The organism is Pseudomonas sp. GP01-A4 (assembly GCF_058780865.1).
Genome location: NZ_JBYSWF010000027.1, coordinates 1 through 17,903, shown reverse-complemented (window position 1 = coordinate 17,903; position 17,903 = coordinate 1). Strand labels below are relative to the sequence as shown.

Here is a 17,903-nt window from a genome sequence, read left to right as displayed (position 1 = left end):
CCCGTAAGCCAGCGTTATCGTTAACGACCATCGCGAGCAAGCTCGCTCCTACAGATGGCCTTTATAGGCGTAAGCTACTAGGACAATAGCCTACGGTGGTTGTTCTGAATCATTCGAAGTAGGACAATTGTCGGCTTCCCGACATCATCAGCGATATTGAATGGCCTTCCTTGCACTCGGTATTAACCACAAGACTGCTTCTGTAGACGTCCGCGAGCGCGTGGCTTTTACTCCCGAGCAGTTGGTTGAGGCCTTGCAGCAGCTCTGCCGGCTCACCGACAGTCGCGAAGCTGCGATCCTTTCGACCTGTAATCGCAGCGAGCTCTATATAGAGCAGGAACATCTTTCAGCGGATGTGGTGCTGCGCTGGCTGGCCGATTACCACCATTTGAGCCTCGATGAGCTGCGCCAAAGCTCATATGTGCACGAAGAGGATGCGGCAGTTCGTCACATGATGCGCGTCGCCTCCGGGCTGGATTCGCTGGTGTTGGGCGAACCGCAGATTCTCGGCCAGATGAAGTCCGCCTACGCCGTGGCCCGCGAGGCCGGCACCATCGGCCCGCTGCTGGGGCGCCTGTTCCAGGCCACCTTCAACTCCGCCAAGCAGGTGCGCACCGACACCGCCATCGGTGAAAACCCGGTGTCCGTGGCGTTTGCCGCCGTCAGCCTGGCCAAACAGATTTTCAGTGACTTGCAGCGCAGCCAGGCCCTGCTGATCGGCGCCGGCGAGACCATCACCCTGGTCGCCCGCCACCTGCACGAGCTGGGCGTAAAGCGCATCGTCGTCGCCAACCGTACCCTGGAACGCGCCAGCATCCTGGCCGAGCAGTTCGGTGCCCACGCGGTGTTGCTCTCCGACATCCCGGCCGAGCTGGTGCGCAGCGACATCGTCATCAGCTCTACTGCCAGCCAGTTGCCGATCCTCGGCAAGGGCGCGGTGGAAAGCGCCCTGAAACTGCGCAAGCACAAGCCGATCTTCATGGTGGATATCGCCGTTCCCCGGGATATCGAGCCTGAAGTCGGCGAGTTGGACGACGTTTACCTCTACAGCGTCGACGACCTGCACGAAGTGGTCGCCGAAAACCTCAAGAGTCGCCAGGGCGCTGCCCAGGCTGCCGAGGAAATGGTCAGCACCGGTGCCGACGATTTCATGGTGCGCCTGCGTGAACTGGCGGCAGTGGATGTGCTCAAGGCCTACCGTCAGCAAGGCGAACGCCTGCGGGACGAGGAATTGATCAAGGCCCAGCGTATGCTCGCCAACGGCAGCAGCGCCGAAGACGTGCTGATGCAGTTGGCGCGCGGCCTGACCAACAAATTGCTGCATGCTCCCAGTGTCCAGTTGAAAAAGCTTACCGCCGAAGGCCGCCTCGATGCGCTGGCCATGGCCCAGGAACTCTTTGCCCTCGGTGAGGGCGCGACAGAAAGCTCTTCGGATAAAAAACCGCAATGAAAGCGTCACTGCTCAATAAACTGGACGTCCTTCAGGACCGTTTCGAAGAACTGACCGCCTTGCTCGGCGATGGCGAGGTCATCTCCGATCAGACCAAGTTCCGCACCTATTCCAAGGAATACGCGGAAGTTGAACCGATCGTGGGCACCTATAAACAGTTGCTCAAGGTTCAGGCTGACCTCGAAGGCGCCCAGGCGCTGCTCAAGGACAGCGACCCGGACATGCGCGAAATGGCCGTTGAAGAAGTGCGAGAGGCCAAGGACAAGCTGATCGAACTGGAAGGCGACCTGCAACGCATGCTGTTGCCCAAGGACCCGAACGATGGGCGCAACGTGTTCCTTGAAATCCGCGCCGGCACCGGCGGTGACGAAGCGGCGATTTTCTCCGGCGACCTGTTCCGCATGTATTCGCGCTATGCCGAGCGTCGCGGCTGGCGTGTGGAGATTTTGTCCGAGAACGAAGGCGAACACGGCGGCTATAAAGAAGTCATCGCCCGGGTTGAGGGCGAGAATGTCTACGGCAAACTGAAGTTCGAATCCGGCGTGCACCGCGTGCAGCGGGTGCCGGCCACGGAATCCCAGGGCCGTATCCACACCTCGGCGTGCACCGTGGCCGTGTTGCCCGAGCCCGACGAGCAGGAAGCCATCGAGATCAACCCGGCAGACCTGCGGGTCGACACCTACCGCTCATCGGGCGCCGGTGGCCAGCACGTCAACAAGACCGACTCGGCGATCCGTATCACTCACTTGCCTTCGGGCATCGTGGTGGAGTGCCAGGAAGAACGTTCCCAGCACAAGAACCGTGCGCGGGCCATGTCCTGGCTGTCGGCCAAGCTGAATGACCAGCAGACCAGCGCCGCCGCCAATGCGATTGCCAGCGAGCGTAAGCTGCTGGTGGGCTCGGGCGACCGTTCCGAGCGCATTCGTACCTACAACTTTGCCCAGGGCCGGGTCACCGACCACCGCGTCAACCTGACGCTGTACTCCCTGGACGAAATCCTCGCCGGTGGCGTCGATGCGGTAATCGAGCCGTTGTTGGCCGAATACCAGGCCGACCAGCTTGCGGCGATAGGTGAATAAATGACCATTATTGCCAGTTTGTTACGCGCCGCCGACCTGCCGGACTCGCCGACTGCGCGCCTGGACGTGGAATTGTTGCTGGCCGCCGCCTTGGGCAAGTCCCGCAGCTACCTGCACACCTGGCCGGAAAAAATCGTCAGCAGTGAACACGCGCTGACCTTTGCCGACTACCTGCAACGCCGTCGTGCCGGCGAGCCCGTGGCCTACATCCTCGGCCAGCAAGGCTTCTGGAAGCTCGACCTGGAAGTGGCACCGCACACGCTGATCCCGCGTCCGGAAACCGAGATGCTGGTGGAAGCCGCCCTGGAATTGCTGCCTGCCACACCGGCCAAGGTCCTGGACCTGGGCACCGGCAGCGGCGCGATTGCCCTGGCCCTGGCCAGCGAACGCCCGGCCTGGCAAGTCACGGCGGTCGACCGCGTGCTGGAAGCTGTGGCCCTGGCCGAACGCAACCGCCAGCGCCTGCACCTGAACAACGCCACGGTGCTGAACAGCCATTGGTTCAGTGCCCTCGAAGGCCACACTTACAACCTGATCATCAGCAACCCACCTTATATAGCCGACACCGACCCGCACCTGGTGGCCGGTGACGTGCGCTTTGAACCGGCCAGCGCGCTGGTATCCGGGCATGACGGCCTGGACGACCTGCGGCTGATCATCGCCCAGGCACCTGCGCACCTCGACGCCGCAGGTTGGTTGCTGCTGGAACACGGTTACGACCAGGCGCCCGCCGTGCGCGACCTGCTGCTGGGGGAAGGCTTTGAAGAAGTCCACAGCCGCATCGACCTGGGCGGCCACGAACGCATTACGTTGGGACGCCGCCCGTGATGAACGACCAGGAGCTGTTGCGCTATAGCCGGCAGATTCTGTTGCAGCATGTCGACATCGAAGGCCAGTTGCGCCTGAAAAACAGCCGTGCGCTGATCGTCGGCCTGGGTGGCCTCGGTTCGCCAGTGGCGCTGTACCTGGCGGCGGCGGGTGTGGGTGAGCTGCATTTGGCGGATTTCGACACTGTCGACCTGACCAACCTGCAACGCCAGATCATTCACGACACCGACAGCGTCGGCCTGAGCAAGGTCGACTCGGCGATTCGCCGCCTGAGCGCGATCAATCCTGAAATACAGCTGGTTGCCCATCGCAGCGCGCTGGATGAGGATTCCCTCGCGGCCGCCGTTGCGGTGGTCGATGTGGTACTGGATTGCAGCGACAACTTCTCCACCCGCGAAGCGGTCAACGCTGCGTGTGTCGCTGCCGGCAAGCCTTTGGTGAGCGGTGCGGCGATTCGCCTCGAAGGCCAGCTGTCGGTGTTCGACCCTCGTCGCGCCGAAAGCCCCTGCTACCACTGTTTATACGGGCACGGCAGCGACGCCGAACTGACCTGCAGCGAAGCCGGTGTCATCGGCCCGCTGGTGGGTTTGGTCGGCAGCCTGCAAGCCCTGGAAGCCTTGAAATTGCTGGCCGGTTTCGGCGAGCCGCTGGTGGGGCGGCTGTTGTTGATCGACGCCCTGACCACGCGTTTTCGCGAGTTGCGGGTCAAGCGCGATCCCGGTTGCAGCGTCTGCGGTAGCCAACATGGTTAAGGATGCGCCGATTGGTGTGTTCGACTCCGGTGTCGGCGGTCTGTCGGTGCTGGACGAAATCCAGCGTCTGCTGCCCCATGAGTCGCTGCTGTACGTGGCGGATGGCGGGAATATCCCCTACGGCGAGAAAACCCCGGCGTTCATCCTCGATCGTTCGCGACAGGTGGCGGCGTTCTTCCGTGAGAAGGGCGCCAAAGCGTTTGTGATTGCCTGCAACACGGCGACCGTTGCGGCGGTTGCCGATTTGCGCCAGGACTATCCCGACTGGCCATTGGTGGGCATGGAACCGGCAGTCAAACCCGCGGCTGCCGCGACCCGCAGTGGCGTCGTCGGCGTGCTGGCGACCACCGGCACCCTGCAAAGCGCCAAGTTCGTCGCCTTGCTTGACCGCTTCGCCACCGATGTGCGGGTGATCACCCAACCCTGCCCGGGCCTGGTGGAGCTGATCGAAACCGGCGACCTGGACAGCCCGGCCCTGCGCCTGCTGTTGCAAGGCTACGTGGAGCCGCTGATTGCGGCCGGTTGCGACACCATCATCCTTGGCTGCACCCACTACCCGTTCCTCAAGCCCCTGCTCGCCGAGATGCTCCCGCCGACGATCATTTTGATCGACACCGGGGCGGCAGTAGCGCGTCAATTGCAACGTCTTTTGAGTGATCGCGAACTGCTGGCCACTGGCAATCCGCCGCCTGTACAGTTCTGGACCAGCGGCGATCCGCAGCATCTAAGAAATATCCTACCGACCCTATGGAAATCTCCCGGAGTTGTGCGTAGTTTTGGCGTGTGAAAAAAACGTGAAATAACGCCTTTATCCGCTGAACTTCTGGCTATACGGCAGCTTCTATAGCAAGTTAGCCGGTACAAAATCATACAACTTCGTTCGGAAGGGATGTTTCTCTATGAAGCGCTTGTTCTGTTTGGCTGCGATTGCGGCCGCAATGTTGGGGCACTCTTTTTCCGCACAGGCGGCAGGCCTGGAACTTGGGGTGGGAAGTACGAGCGATTCGACCATGACCTATCGGTTGGGGCTGACCTCGGACTGGGATAAAAGCTGGTGGCAGACCGATACGGGGCGCGTGACCGGGTACTGGAGCGGCGCCTACACCTACTGGGACGGTGACAAGCGGGCCAGCGTCAGCAGCCTGTCGTTCTCACCCGTGTTTGTGTATGAGTTCGCCGGGGAGAGGGTGAAGCCGTACATCGAGGCCGGCGTGGGTGTGGCCGTGTTCTCCCGCACGCGGGTAGAAGACAACAATATCGGCCAGGCTTTCCAGTTTGAAGACCGGCTGGGCTTTGGCTTGCGCTTTGTCGGTGGCAGTGAAGTGGGGATTCGGGCCACCCATTACTCCAATGCCGGGATCAGCAGCAATAACGATGGTGTAGAGAGTTATTCGCTGCACTACACGCTGCCGTTGTAGTTTTTTAAGCACACTGCAAAACCATTGTGGGAGCGGGCTTGCTCGCGAAAGCGGTGTATCAGCCACGAATCAGTTGACTGACACACCGTTTTCGCGAGCAAGCCCGCTCCCACATTGGCTACTCATTGGTTCCGAAATCAGCGATACACCGTCGCAATCCCCTGGCGCTCATCGATGCACTCCGGCGCGCCCATCTCGAATTCCCGGCAGATCAGCGGCCGCTTCTCGTAAATCGTGCACATCATCGTGTCGCGGTCCAGCGCCGCGCACCAGCCGTCATCCAGGCGCAGCATGACTTCGCCGCCCCAATCGTCGGTATCGATAAAGCGATCGGGCACGCCGGTGTCGGTGATCAGCATGACTTCCAGCTGGCAGCAGCACGCGGCGCAGGTGGAGCAGGTGACGGCAGGTTCGGCGATTTGGGTATGGGGGATGTTGGTCATAGGCGCGCAGTGTAAGGCAAGCGGCTCATAGGTGTGTGAAAGGCCTGACGGACGTCAATGCGCCAACTGCCTGGCGACCCAATGCAACAACGGAAAAATCATCCCCCAGAGTAACGCCAGGCCGATGACGGTCGGCACGGTGCCATAGCCGAAACTCACCCCCGCCAGTTGGCTGCCCGCGTAATAGGACAGCGGCCCGCCCACCGCCCCCAACAAACTCGCACGCCACCAGGGCTGCGCGCTCCAGGCCAGGCAATGGCGCAGCGTGGTCGCCAGCAATGCCCACAACAGGATCAGCCACAATGGTGCCAACGGTCCGGGCAGGCTGAAATGAAACACGCCGAATGCTCGTAGCACGGTGTCGATCACGGTGCCCAACAAGGTGACGGCAACAATCACCTGGCCTTCCGCTGACCACGAACTTATCCACAGCAGGTGGATTACCAGCACCGCCAACCCCACCAACAGCCACAGACTGTCGCCGCCCAGCACACAGGCAAACCAGCCGCACTGGAACAGCACGGCATTTGCCAGTGGTTTAAGCATCAAAGCGCCCGAGCAGTGGCTGGGTCAGCGCCGCCGGCTTGGCCAGCAGCATCTGCGCGGTGCCGATGGTGCGCTCCATAAAGCCGCCTTCGCAGTAGCACAGGTAAAACTCCCACAGCCGCAGGAAGTATTCGTCGTAGCCCATTTCCGTCAGGCGGCTGTGGGCGCGACGAAAGTTCTCATGCCACAGGCGCAGGGTTCGCGCGTAGTGCAGGCCGAAGTCCTCCATGTGCAGCAGGTTCATGTCCGTGTCGCGGCTGACGACCTCCAGCATCTTCTGTACACACGGCAAGGCGCCGCCGGGGAAGATATAGCGCTGGATAAAATCCACGCTGCTCTTGGCCTGTTCGTAGCGCTGTTCACGAATGGTGATGGCTTGCAGCAACATCAGGCCGTTGCTCTTGAGCAACTGCGCGCACTGTTTGAAATAGGTCGGCAGGAAGCGGTGGCCCACGGCTTCGATCATCTCGATCGACACCAGCTTGTCGTACTGCCCGGTCAGGTCGCGGTAGTCCTCCAGCAGCAACGTCACCTGATTCTGCAAACCCAGGGCCTCGATGCGTTTTTCAGTGTAGGCAAACTGCTCTTTGGACAGGGTCGTGGTGGTGACCTTGCAGCCGTACTGCTGCGCGGCATAAATCGCCATGCTGCCCCAGCCGGTGCCGATTTCCAGCAGGTGGTCGGACGGTTTCAGCGCGAGCTTCTGGCAGATGCGTTCCAGCTTGTTCAACTGCGCCTGTTCCAGGGTGTCGTCAGCGGTGAGGAACTGCGCGGCCGAATACATCATGGTCGGGTCGAGGAATTCCTCGAACAGGTCGTTGCCCAGGTCGTAGTGGGCGGCAATGTTTTTCTGCGAGCCCTTGCGCGTGTTGCGGTTGAGCCAGTGCAGGCCCTGGGTGAAGGGCCGTGCGAGTTTCGCCAGCCCACCTTCCAGCGCATCCAGCACGTCGAGGTTGCTGACCATTACCCGTACCACGGCGGTCAGGTCCGGGCTGCTCCAGTAGCCATGAATAAATGCCTCGCCCGCGCCGATGGAACCGTTGGCTGCCACCAGCCCCCACACGGCTGAATCGAGGATCTGGATCTCCCCCAGCAGGTGCGCTTCCCGTGCGCCGAAGACTTGCCGTTCGCCGTCCTCGATCACCACCAACTGGCCGTGGCGCAGTTGGCCGAGCTGGCGCAGCACGGCTTTGCGCAGCAGCGCGGCGGTCATGCCGTTGACGTTCAAGCGGTTGGATTTGACCGATAAGCTAGGGGATTTCATGGCGGCGATCCTTGGTGTAACCGACTGCGGTGCGAGAAGCGCCTTCGGCGGCGTGATGGGAAAAAATCGGCGTGCGTTTCAGCAAGAGGCGCAAGGCCTGCCAATAAATGGCCAGGCAGGTCTTGGCGGTCATCCACGGGAAGCGCCACAGGTAGCGGTGCAGGCTGGCGCGGTTCAGGGCTTCGCGTTGCAGGCTCAAGGTGGCGTCAAAGACTTTCAGTTCGCCCTGCCAGTCGGCCATATGCACGCCGAGCCTGGCGGCGGGCGGGCTGAAGCTCATGCGGTATTCCAGGTCCCGGGGCAAGAACGGCGACACATGAAACGCCTTGGCCACGGCGAAGTGCTGATGCTCACCGGCAGGCAGCGCCTGGGCTGGCAGCACGTAGTGATAGCGCTCGCGCCACGGGGTGTTGGTCACTTCACAAAGGATCGCGGCCAGCGTTCCGTCGGCCTCGAAGCAGTAGAAGAAACTCACCGGGTTAAAGGCCAGGCCCCAACTGCGGGCCTGGGTCAGCAGGCAGATAACGCCCGAGGGGATGCGCCCCAGGGCCTTGCCGACTTCTTGGCGTACGGCATCGGTCAAGCTCATGCCGTGACGGGTAAATTCACGCAGGTAATCCTGCTGGCGAAACGCGAACGGCGCCCAGCGCTCGCCCGCCAATGGCGACAAGCCGAACACTTCGTCCTGTTCGCTGAGGTCCAGGTACAGCAGGCCGATCCGGTAGCGGAAGGCATGGCCCTTTGGCGTAAACCGCCGATGGGCGATCCAGCCGCTGTACAGGGCGCTGTTCACAGGATTTCCCCGAACGCCTTGGCCACGCGCAATGCGCTGACCACGCCGTCTTCGTGGAAACCGTTGGCCCAGTAGGCGCCGCAATAATAGGTGTGCTGCGTGCCGTGCAGTTCTTCCCAGCGCGCTTGGGCGGCCACGGCGGCCAGGCTGTATTGCGGGTGGGCGTAGGTGTAGCGGGCGAGGACTTTGAGCGGGTTGATCAGCGCCGTTTGATTGAGGCTCACGCAAAAGGTGGTGGTGCTGTCGATGCCTTGCAGGATGTTCATGTCGTAGGTCACCGCCGCCTGTTTTTGCGCGCGGCCATCCAGGCGGTAATTCCAGCTGGCCCAGGCCAGTTTGCGCTCGGGCAGCAGACGGGTATCGGTGTGCAGGACGACGTCATTGTCGGCGTAGGGCAGGGCGCCAAGGATCTGTTGCTCGGCCAGGCTCGCATCCCCCAGCAACGCCAGGGCCTGGTCGCTGTGGCAGGCGAACACCACCTTGTCGAATGCCTCGCTGCCGGCGGCGCTGTGGATAACTGCGCCGATGGCTGAGCGCTCAACCCGGGTGACCGGGCAATTGAGGCGGATATTTTCGCGGAAGGACTGGGTCAGCGGCTCGATATAGCGGCTGGAACCGCCTTCGATCACGCACCACTGCGGCCGGTTGCTCACCGACAACAAGCCATGGTTCTTGAAGAACCGCACGAAGAATTGCAGGGGAAACCCGAGCATGTCAGCCAGGGACATCGACCAGATCGCCGCGCCCATCGGCACGATGTAGTGCTGGATAAATCGCTGGCCGTAGCCGCCCGCTTGCAGGTACTCGCCCAGGGTCATCTCGGCGCTGATGCGTTGCTCTTGCAGGTCCAGGGGCGCCTGGCGGTTGAAGCGCAGGATATCGCGCAACATGCCCCAGAACCCCGGCGACAGAATATTCCGGCGCTGGGCAAACAGGCTGTTGAGGTTGTTGCCGTTGTACTCGAACCCGGCGTTCGGGTCGCACACCGAAAAGCTCATTTCGGTGGGTTTGAACGTCACGCCAATTTGCCCCAGCAGCTTGATGAAGTTGGGATAGGTCCAGTCGTTGAACACGATAAAGCCGGTGTCCACCGCATGGCTTTTGCCTTCCACCGTGACATTCACCGTATGGGTGTGGCCGCCGATGCGGTCGCCCGCTTCGAACAGGGTGATGTCGTGGCGGCGACTGAGCAGGTAGGCGCTGGTCAGCCCGGCAATGCCGCTGCCGATAATGGCGATCTTCACAGGTCGTCCTTTCTCGGCGGCGGGCTGCGCAGCATGCGTTTGCCAATGATCAACTGGACGCGGTTCGGCAGTTTCGACAGTGGCCACAAGGCGGCAATAAACAGGGCAGGGAAGGCAATTTCCAATGGGCGGTTTTGCAGCTTGGCGAAGATATGTCGCGCGGCCTTGTCCGCCGGCCAGCTCAAGGGCATCGGGAAGTCATTGCGGGCGGTCAGCGGCGTGTCGACAAACCCCGGGCTGACCACGGTGACGTCGATCCCTTCAGGTGACAGGTCGATACGCAGGGACTCGAACAGGTAACGCAGGCCTGCCTTCGACGCACCATAGGCTTCCGCCCTGGGCATCGGCAGGTAGGTCACCGCACTGGCCACACCGACCAGGTGCGGTGTATGACCGGCACGCAACAGCGGCAGCGCGGCCTCGATGCAGTAACTGCTGGCCAGCAGGTTGGTGCGCACCACGTGCTCGATGATCGAGGCGTCGAACTGCCTGGCATCCACGTATTCGCAGGTACCGGCATTCAGGATCACGGTGTCCAGCGAGCCCCAGACCACTGCGATGTGTTCACCGATCTCGCGCACGGTCTGGCTGTTGGTCAGGTCGCCGGCCACCACCAGCACTTGCCCGGGGTATTGCTGGGCAAGCTGTTCCAGGGGCGCCTTGGAGCGGGAACTGAGGGCCACATGGGCACCGCTTTCGAGCAGCGTCTTGGCCAGTTCGGCCCCGATGCCACTGCTGGCACCGGTCAACCAGTAACGACGTGGAAGGTTAAGGCTCATCCCATTCTCCTTTTCAGCCAGCTGACCACACCGCCAAGGACCGGCACGTGTTCATACAGCAACTGTCCAGCGTCAAAATAATCCCGGTGGCGATACACCTTGTCGCGCCACAGCAGGTGCGAGCAGCCTTCCACACGAATCACTTCGCCCTTGGCCAGGCGCGGGTGGCAGAAGCTCATTGTCCAGCGCAGGTAGCCTTCGCCTTCCGCCACTTGATCAAAGCCATGGAAGTCAAAGCGCAACTGGGTAACGTTGTCGTACAGCTCGGCGAAGTAGCGGTGCAACGCCGGCAGCCCGTGCACCTCGTGCAGTGGGTCGGTGAAACTGATGTCCTGGCTGTACAGGCCGTCGAGCAGGTGCAGGTTGTGCTTGTCCACACTGGCGAACACCTGGGCGAAGCGGCGCAGGAAATCACTCATAAGCACCTCCGACCGCCTGGCGTGAAGGCAGGCTGCGGAAAGCGGCGAGGGCGCGCTCGCGGGATTTTTTCAAATCGACGATAGGACGAGGATAGTCGGCCACACCAAACAGGCCGCCCACGGCGTCGGGGTTGTGCACTTCCTTTTTGTTCAGCGCCGACAACTGTGGCAGCCAGTGCTTGATAAACACACCTTCGCCGTCGAATTTTTCCGATTGGCTCAAGGGGCTGAAAATCCGGAAGTACGGGGCCGAGTCGGTGCCGGTGGACGAGCTCCACTGCCAGCCACCGTTGTTGGCTGCCAGGTCGCCGTCGATCAGGTGACGCATGAAAAAGCGCTCGCCTTCGCGCCAGTCGATCAGCAGGTTTTTGGTCAGGAACATCGCCACCACCATGCGCAGGCGATTGTGCATCCAGCCGGTTTCCAGCAGCTGGCGCATGGCGGCGTCGATGATCGGCAGGCCGGTGCGTGCTTCCTGCCACGCTTTCAAGTCTTCCGGGCTGTTGCGCCAGGCCACGGCTTCGGTCTCTGGGCGGAATGCGCGGTGGCGCGAGACCCGTGGGTAGCCCACCAGAATATGTTTGTAGAACTCGCGCCACAGCAGCTCGTTGATCCAGGTAATCGCGCCGATGTCGCCGCTTTCGAATTCACCCTGGTTGCTTTGCAGCGCGGCATGCAGGCACTGGCGCGGTGAAACCACGCCCGCTGCAAGGTAGGCCGAAAGCTGGCTGGTACCGGGCTTGGCCGGGAAGTCGCGTTCGTCCTTGTAGTAGCTGATTTGTGCGTCGGCGAACTGGTCGAGACGGCGCCGGGCTTCGGCTTCGCCGGCAGGCCACAGGGCGCGCAAGGCTTCGCTCGGGGTAGCGAAGCCCTCGACGTGATCCGGAACCTCGTCGCTTTTGAGTGTGAGCGGCGCCTGCGCCTTGGGAGTGGCGACCAAACGCGGCAAGGCGCCATGCAGGCGGCTGTAGCAGACCTTGCGGAACTGGCTGAACACCTGGAAGTAGGTGCCGGTCTTGGTCAGCACGCTGCCGGGCTGGAAAAACAACTGGTCCAGATAGGTGTGGAACGTGATGCCTTGAGCTTCGAGGGCCTTGGCCACGGCGGCGTCGCGGCGCTCTTCGTGGATGCCGTATTCGTCATTGACGTGTACCGACTCCACCGACAGTTCCTGGCACAGGCCTGCCAAAACTTCAGGTGCTTGATCCCAAGTGTCGGCATGGCGGATCAATAACGGAATGTTCAACTCGCCCAGCGCTGAGCTCAAGCGCTGCAGGTTGCGCAGCCAGAAATCGACCTTGCACGGCGCGTCATCGTGGGCCAGCCATTGCCCGGGGCTGATCAGGTAGACGGCCGCTGTCGGGCCACGCTGTGCGGCGGCGGCGAGGGCGGTGTTGTCTTTTAGGCGCAGGTCGGTGCGCAGCCAGATCAAGTGCATTTAAATAAGTCCACGCTGGATCAGTACCTGATGGGCCGACAACGGGTCTTCGGCCAGGAGCAATTCAGGAATCTCTTGGGTTAATACGGACAGCTCCGCCTGGTGGATGCATACCGTTGGTCCGGTTATCAGTTTTGGGCAACTGAAGCCGCTCAACAGTTTGCCCAGCACCGAGGTATGGAGTGCCTTGCTCGAATACAGCAGTACCGCGCGGGGTTGCAGATGCTCGACGGCCAGGGCCAGTTCGCCCACCGGCAATGGCCAGTCGAAAACTTCCACCGGGCAATCGGCGCTGCTGGCGAGCCAGGCGGTGAGCCACAGGTGCGGCTCCAGCGGCAGGTCGGAATGGTTGATCAGCAGCAGGGGGGCGCCGTTGAGCTGGCGGTTGTTGTGATACATCCGCGCACCGAATTTGCTGCGCAGCCAGGAATAGAAAAATACCCGTTCCATCTGCGCGCCGAACTGGCCTTGCCAGCGCAGTTCGAGCTCCTTGAGCAACGGCAATAACAGTTGCTCGCACAAGGTGCGCGGCGGGTACAGCGCCATGGCCTGGTTGAAGGCATCATCCACCCGGCGCTCGGCCAGTTCGCTGATGGCCTGCACCAGGTGCTGGCGGCGGTTGTGCCATTCGTTTTCCACCGGCGGTTCGCTGGTGGCTTGCGCGGTGTCGATCAGGCTCTTGACCTGGCTGACCGGCACACCGCGGTTGAGCCAGGTCAGGATGGTATGGATGCGTTGCACGTGCTCGGCACTGAACAGGCGGTGCCCCTTGGGCGTGCGCTGGGGCACGATCAGGCCGTAGCGGCGCTCCCAGGCGCGCAAGGTCACGGCGTTGACGCCGGTCTGTCGCGCCACTTCGCGGATCGGCAGCCAGCCTTGTTCGATGGCCTCGGCGATGTCTTCGCCAGGTTCTTGCAGGGGAAAAGTCATAGGTTAAATCGCATTACGCAGGCTGAGGTTTTCCGGGTGCGGTTGCAGGTAAGCCTGCTGCGCGATGTAGCGGTCCGGGTGCTGGCGAAAGTGGTGCTTGAGCAGCGTCAGCGGTACCACCAGCGGCACGATGCCCTGGCGGTATTGGCTGATGATGGTCTGCATTTCCTGTTTGTCTTCGGCGCTGATGGCTTGCTTGAGGTAGCCGCTGATGTGTTGCAGCACGTTGGTGTGGGTGCCGCGTGTGGCGCACTGGGTCAGGGCGCTCATCAGTTCGCTGAAGTAACCGGCGGCCAAGGCGCCCAGGTCGACGTCCCTGGGCATGCTGCCCAGCAGGTTGCCGAGGCTTTTGTAATGCACCGGGCTGTGGGCCATCAGCAGGTATTTGTAGCGCGAGTGAAATTCCAGCAGGCGGTGACGGGTCAGGCCTTCGGCGAGCAGTTGCTGCCAGGTGGCGTAGACGAACACCCGGGTCAGGAAGTTTTCCCGCAGCACCGGGTCATTCAGCCGACCGTCTTCTTCCACCGGCAGGTTGGGGTGGCGCGCACAAAACGCCTGGGCGTAGATGCCGCGCCCGCCGCCGTCGATGGGCATGCCGTTGTCCTGATAGACCTTGACCCGCTCCAGGCCGCAGGACGGGGATTTCTGCATGAAGATGTAACCGCAGAGGTCGGTGTGTTCAGCAGCCATTTGCTGGCCGTAATCGTCCAGCGGCTGGGTCACGTTAAGTTCGCGGTTTACGGTGCCAACGGCCTGGGGATTGAGCGGGTCGCCCACCAGGCGAATCGGCTCGCGGGGGATGCCCAGGCCAATGGCGACTTCAGGACACAGCGGCACGAAGTCGAAATAATCGGCCAGGGTCTGGCTACACAGCTGGGATTGTTTATGCCCGCCGTTGAAGCGCACGTTCTCGCCCAACAGGCAGGCGCTGATGGCGATTTTCGGTTTGCCGGTGGCGGGCAGGGTGCTGGACATGGCCAAACCTCGATGAAATTCCTGTACAGAGTTAAATTTCTGTACAACTTAATCTCATCATAGGTTTGAAGCTGTACAAGTCAAATAATTTGTACAGGTATTTGCGGAATGGCTATTTCCAGCCGATTTTCCAGTCTTCGGCGTTTTGCAGGGTTTGCCAGGCCAGGCGCTGCACGCGATGGCTCATCACGGCTTCCAGCTCGATTTCCTGCACATCGCCTTCGTCATCACGCAGCAGTTTGGTCACCAGAAAATGTTTTTCCTTGTGCTGCGGGCGGGCTGCTGTCCACTTCGACAGCAGCAACTTGGCGGGATTGATGCGGTTCATCGCAGGTGCTCGATCAACCGCCGCGCCGCCTCCTGGCCGCTGAGCCACGCACCTTCCACGCGGCCTGACAGGCACCAGTCGCCACATACATACAGGCCCAGGTCGGCGTCGGCCAGCACGCCAAATTCATGGCTGGTGGACGGCCGCGCGTACAGCCAGCGGTGGGCGAGGGTGAAGGATGGCGCCGGCATGGCGCTGTGCAGCAGTTCGGCGAAGGCGCCGTGCAGGTGTTCGATCACGGCTTCCTTGGACAGGTCCAGGTGTTGCTTGCTCCAGGTACTGGTGGCGTGCAAAACCCAGGTGTCGAGGGTGGTGTCGCGCCCCGGTTTGCTGCGGTTGCGCGCCAGCCAGTCCAGCGGGCTGTCCTGGACGAAGCAGCCTTCCATGGGCGTATCCAGCGGCTTGTCGAAGGCCAGGGCAATGGCCCAGGTCGGGTCCATCTTGACCCCGGCGGCGACACTCGCCAGCTTGGGCGCAGCGGCCAGCAAGGCAGTGGCCTGGGGCGCCGGGGTGGCGATGATCACGTGGCTGAACGGGCCGTGGCTTTCGCCGTCGGCGTCCAGCAGGTTCCAGTGATGTTTACCCTGGAACACTTCGGTGATGCGGCAACCGAACTGCACCGGCAAGTCATCGAGCAGGGCGCGGGTGATCGCACTCATGCGCGGCGTGCCGACCCAGCGGATCTGTTCATCGGGGGAGGGCGTCAGTTGGCCGGACTTGAAGTTGTACAGCTGTGGCTTCCATTGCTCGGCGCAACCATTGGCCTGCCAGCGTTGCACCTCGTTGACGAAGCGCCGGTCGCGGGCGGTGAAGTACTGTGCGCCCATGTCCAGCGAGCCCGCATCGCTGCGCTTGCTGGACATGCGACCGCCACTGCCGCGGCTTTTATCGAAGAGTTGTACAACGTGCCCCGCGTCTTTCAACGCTCGGGCGGCGGAGAGACCGGCGATGCCGGTGCCAATGATCGCGATGGGAACAGTCATGGGAGGCCTCGTTTTACCGTTGGGTACAGACTACGCCGACACCAATAGCTGTACAATATTGTTTTTTGGTATAAGTTTTGGCGTACCTGATCGTTTGGCGTGACCTATGGTTAAACCTGAAGGTTTAACCAGCGTTGCGCCCGATTAAAACATCCCTGTTTATAAAATAGACTAACGGTGGTCGGCGAACGTTACACGAGGAACAACTCATGCACATTTTGCTGACCGGCGGTACCGGTTTGATCGGCCGTCAACTTTGCCAATACTGGCTTGCCCAGGGCCATCGCCTCACGGTCTGGAGCCGCCATCCCGAACAAGTGGCTAAATTGTGCGGCGCCCAGGTGCGTGGCGTCGCCCGCCTGCAAGACATAAACGAGGCGGTGGACGCGGTGGTCAATCTGGCCGGCGCGCCGATTGCCGACCGGCCCTGGACGCATAAACGCAAGGCGCTGTTGTGGAGCAGCCGTATCGGCCTCACCGAAACGCTGCTGGCCTGGCTTGAGGGCCTTGAACACAAACCGACGGTGTTGATCTCCGGTTCCGCGGTGGGCTGGTACGGCGACGGTGGTGAGCGCGAGCTGACCGAAGACAGCGGCCCGGTGCAGGACGATTTCGGCAGCCAGTTATCCATTGCCTGGGAAGAAACCGCCCAGCGTGCCGAGGCATTGGGCATCCGCGTGGTGCTGGTGCGTACCGGGCTGGTGCTGGCGGCGGAGGGCGGCTTTTTGTCGCGGCTGTTGCTGCCGTTCAAACTGGCGCTGGGCGGGCCTATCGGCAATGGTCGGCAGTGGATGCCATGGGTCCATATAAAGGATCAAATCGCCCTGATTGATTTTCTTCTGCACAAGACCGATGCCAGCGGTCCTTATAATGCCTGCGCGCCACACCCGGTACGCAACCTGGAGTTCGCCAAGACCCTGGGCAAGGTGCTGCACCGCCCGGCGTTCATGCCCATGCCGGCGTTTGCCTTGCGTATCGGCCTGGGCGAGTTGTCCGGTTTGTTGCTGGGTGGCCAGCGGGCTTTGCCGCAGCGGCTGTTGGCGGCCGGTTTCACTTTCCAGTTCACTGAGTTGCATGCGGCCCTGGACGACTTGTCCAGCCGCCTCTAGAGATAGGATGTTGCATGACGGATCACGCGTTGTTACTGGTCAACCTGGGTTCACCGGCGTCCACTTCGGTGGCGGATGTGCGCAGCTACCTCAATCAGTTCCTGATGGACCCTTACGTCATTGACCTGCAATGGCCGGTTCGGCGTTTGCTGGTGTCGCTGATCCTGATCAAGCGCCCGGAGCAATCGGCCCATGCCTACGCCTCGATCTGGTGGGACGAAGGCTCGCCGCTGGTAGTTCTTAGCCGTCGCTTGCAACAACAGATGACTGCACAGTGGACCCAGGGGCCGGTGGAGTTGGCCATGCGCTATGGCGAGCCGTCGATTGAAAGCGTACTGACCCGGCTGGCGTCCCAAGGCATCAAGAGAGTGACCCTGGCGCCGTTGTACCCACAGTTTGCCGACAGCACCGTGACCACGGTAATCGAAGAGGCCCGGCGCGTGGTGCGGCACAAAAAGTTGGCGATCGAGTTTTCGATTCTGCAGCCGTTCTACGATGAACCGGAGTACCTGGACGCCTTGGCCAACAGCGCCAGAGCCTATGTGGAAGAGGATTTCGATCACCTCCTGCTGAGCTTTCATGGGTTGCCCGAGCGCCACCTGAAAAAGCTCGACCCTACCGGGCAACACTGCTTCAAGGACGCCAACTGCTGCCAGAACGCCTCTCCCGAGGTGCTTGCCACGTGCTATCGCGCGCAGTGTTTCAGCGTTGCGCGGGATTTTGCCGAGCGCCTGGGGTTGCCGGATGGCAAATGGTCGGTGGCGTTCCAGTCGCGGCTGGGCCGGGCCAAGTGGATCGAACCGTACACCGAGGCACGCCTTGAAGCGTTGGCTCAACAGGGCGTGAAGAAGCTGCTGGTGATGTGCCCGGCGTTTGTTGCGGACTGCATCGAGACACTGGAGGAAATTGGTGATCGTGGCCTGGAGCAATTCCGCGAGGCGGGGGGCGAGGAGTTGGTGTTGGTGCCGTGCCTGAACGATGACCCGCAGTGGGCGGCGGCGCTCAATACCCTGTGTGAAAGAGCGCCGGTCGCGCTGTAGTCAAGCCGGGTGAGGCCTGAGTGTGGGAGCGGGCTTGCTCGCGAAGGCGGTGGGTCAGTTAATGAAGATGGCGACTGACACACCG

Annotated in this window: 20 protein-coding genes; 8 read left to right on the top strand and 12 right to left on the bottom strand. The window is 61.8% G+C overall.

What is annotated here, in order from left to right; genetic code table 11:
* Nucleotides 1–160 precede the first annotated feature (160 nt).
* From hemA to AC3WKX_RS16850, 6 genes are all read left to right on the top strand, one after another.
* On the top strand, nt 161–1,450 hold the full coding sequence (gene hemA / locus AC3WKX_RS16875) for a glutamyl-tRNA reductase (protein WP_008432265.1): 1,290 nt from the start codon (nt 161–163) through the stop codon (nt 1,448–1,450).
* The gene (prfA, locus tag AC3WKX_RS16870; protein WP_003208405.1) at nt 1,447–2,529 is read left to right on the top strand and encodes a peptide chain release factor 1; all 1,083 of its coding nucleotides are present in this window, start codon (nt 1,447–1,449) and stop codon (nt 2,527–2,529) included. The genes hemA and prfA overlap by 4 nt, the downstream gene beginning before the upstream one ends.
* Nucleotides 2,530–3,357, top strand: coding sequence for a peptide chain release factor N(5)-glutamine methyltransferase (prmC, locus tag AC3WKX_RS16865; protein WP_003208408.1), 828 nt, complete (start codon nt 2,530–2,532; stop codon nt 3,355–3,357).
* Complete coding sequence (locus AC3WKX_RS16860; RefSeq protein ID WP_008432269.1) at nt 3,354–4,109, top strand: molybdopterin-synthase adenylyltransferase MoeB; 756 nt, start codon at nt 3,354–3,356, stop codon at nt 4,107–4,109. Before prmC ends, AC3WKX_RS16860 begins: the two co-directional genes overlap by 4 nt.
* A complete protein-coding gene (gene murI / locus AC3WKX_RS16855) occupies nt 4,102–4,896 on the top strand; it encodes a glutamate racemase (RefSeq protein ID WP_102604722.1) in 795 nt (264 codons plus the stop codon). The genes AC3WKX_RS16860 and murI overlap by 8 nt, the downstream gene beginning before the upstream one ends.
* A gap of 112 nt (nt 4,897–5,008) precedes the next feature.
* Nucleotides 5,009–5,527, top strand: a complete 519-nt coding sequence (locus AC3WKX_RS16850; protein ID WP_003208415.1) for an acyloxyacyl hydrolase — start codon at nt 5,009–5,011, stop codon at nt 5,525–5,527.
* Between the two features lie 137 nt (nt 5,528–5,664).
* On the opposite strand, the gene AC3WKX_RS16845 is transcribed toward AC3WKX_RS16850, so the two are convergent.
* The 12 genes from AC3WKX_RS16845 to AC3WKX_RS16790 form a co-directional block, all read right to left on the bottom strand.
* Nucleotides 5,665–5,970, bottom strand: coding sequence for a YkgJ family cysteine cluster protein (locus tag AC3WKX_RS16845; RefSeq protein WP_003208416.1), 306 nt, complete (start codon nt 5,968–5,970; stop codon nt 5,665–5,667).
* Nucleotides 5,971–6,024: 54 nt separating this feature from the next.
* Nucleotides 6,025–6,516 carry a DUF2878 domain-containing protein gene (locus AC3WKX_RS16840; RefSeq protein ID WP_102604721.1) on the bottom strand — a complete coding sequence of 164 codons (492 nt, stop codon included), beginning with the start codon at nt 6,514–6,516 and terminating at the stop codon, nt 6,025–6,027.
* Entirely contained in the window at nt 6,509–7,780 is a 1,272-nt protein-coding gene (locus tag AC3WKX_RS16835) for an SAM-dependent methyltransferase (RefSeq protein ID WP_087693767.1), read from the bottom strand. Before AC3WKX_RS16835 ends, AC3WKX_RS16840 begins: the two co-directional genes overlap by 8 nt.
* Nucleotides 7,767–8,573, bottom strand: coding sequence for a DUF1365 domain-containing protein (locus AC3WKX_RS16830; protein WP_003208422.1), 807 nt, complete (start codon nt 8,571–8,573; stop codon nt 7,767–7,769). The genes AC3WKX_RS16835 and AC3WKX_RS16830 overlap by 14 nt, the downstream gene beginning before the upstream one ends.
* Complete coding sequence (locus AC3WKX_RS16825; protein WP_102604720.1) at nt 8,570–9,817, bottom strand: NAD(P)/FAD-dependent oxidoreductase; 1,248 nt, start codon at nt 9,815–9,817, stop codon at nt 8,570–8,572. Before AC3WKX_RS16825 ends, AC3WKX_RS16830 begins: the two co-directional genes overlap by 4 nt.
* A complete protein-coding gene (locus AC3WKX_RS16820; RefSeq protein WP_102604719.1) occupies nt 9,814–10,596 on the bottom strand; it encodes an SDR family NAD(P)-dependent oxidoreductase in 783 nt (260 codons plus the stop codon). The genes AC3WKX_RS16825 and AC3WKX_RS16820 overlap by 4 nt, the downstream gene beginning before the upstream one ends.
* Nucleotides 10,593–11,015: a nuclear transport factor 2 family protein gene (locus AC3WKX_RS16815; protein WP_008432282.1), complete on the bottom strand. Its 423-nt coding sequence runs from the start codon at nt 11,013–11,015 to the stop codon at nt 10,593–10,595. Before AC3WKX_RS16815 ends, AC3WKX_RS16820 begins: the two co-directional genes overlap by 4 nt.
* Nucleotides 11,008–12,453 carry a deoxyribodipyrimidine photo-lyase gene (gene phrB / locus AC3WKX_RS16810; RefSeq protein ID WP_102604718.1) on the bottom strand — a complete coding sequence of 482 codons (1,446 nt, stop codon included), beginning with the start codon at nt 12,451–12,453 and terminating at the stop codon, nt 11,008–11,010. Before phrB ends, AC3WKX_RS16815 begins: the two co-directional genes overlap by 8 nt.
* On the bottom strand, nt 12,454–13,383 hold the full coding sequence (locus AC3WKX_RS16805) for a MerR family transcriptional regulator (RefSeq protein WP_008432286.1): 930 nt from the start codon (nt 13,381–13,383) through the stop codon (nt 12,454–12,456). It abuts the gene before it with no gap.
* Nucleotides 13,384–13,386: 3 nt separating this feature from the next.
* Nucleotides 13,387–14,358: a YbgA family protein gene (locus AC3WKX_RS16800; protein ID WP_008432288.1), complete on the bottom strand. Its 972-nt coding sequence runs from the start codon at nt 14,356–14,358 to the stop codon at nt 13,387–13,389.
* 112 nt (nt 14,359–14,470) lie between these two features.
* Entirely contained in the window at nt 14,471–14,686 is a 216-nt protein-coding gene (locus AC3WKX_RS16795; RefSeq protein ID WP_003208432.1) for a TIGR02450 family Trp-rich protein, read from the bottom strand.
* Nucleotides 14,683–15,669 (bottom strand): NAD(P)/FAD-dependent oxidoreductase, encoded by a 987-nt coding sequence (locus tag AC3WKX_RS16790; RefSeq protein ID WP_003208434.1) that lies wholly within the window; start codon nt 15,667–15,669, stop codon nt 14,683–14,685. The genes AC3WKX_RS16795 and AC3WKX_RS16790 overlap by 4 nt, the downstream gene beginning before the upstream one ends.
* Before the next feature lie 209 nt (nt 15,670–15,878).
* On the opposite strand from AC3WKX_RS16790, the gene AC3WKX_RS16785 reads away from it, so the two are divergent.
* Both AC3WKX_RS16785 and hemH read left to right on the top strand, forming a co-directional pair.
* Complete coding sequence (locus AC3WKX_RS16785) at nt 15,879–16,778, top strand: TIGR01777 family oxidoreductase (RefSeq protein WP_102604717.1); 900 nt, start codon at nt 15,879–15,881, stop codon at nt 16,776–16,778.
* Between the two features lie 14 nt (nt 16,779–16,792).
* Complete coding sequence (hemH, locus tag AC3WKX_RS16780) at nt 16,793–17,818, top strand: ferrochelatase (protein ID WP_102604716.1); 1,026 nt, start codon at nt 16,793–16,795, stop codon at nt 17,816–17,818.
* The last annotated feature ends 85 nt before the right edge of the window (nt 17,819–17,903 follow it).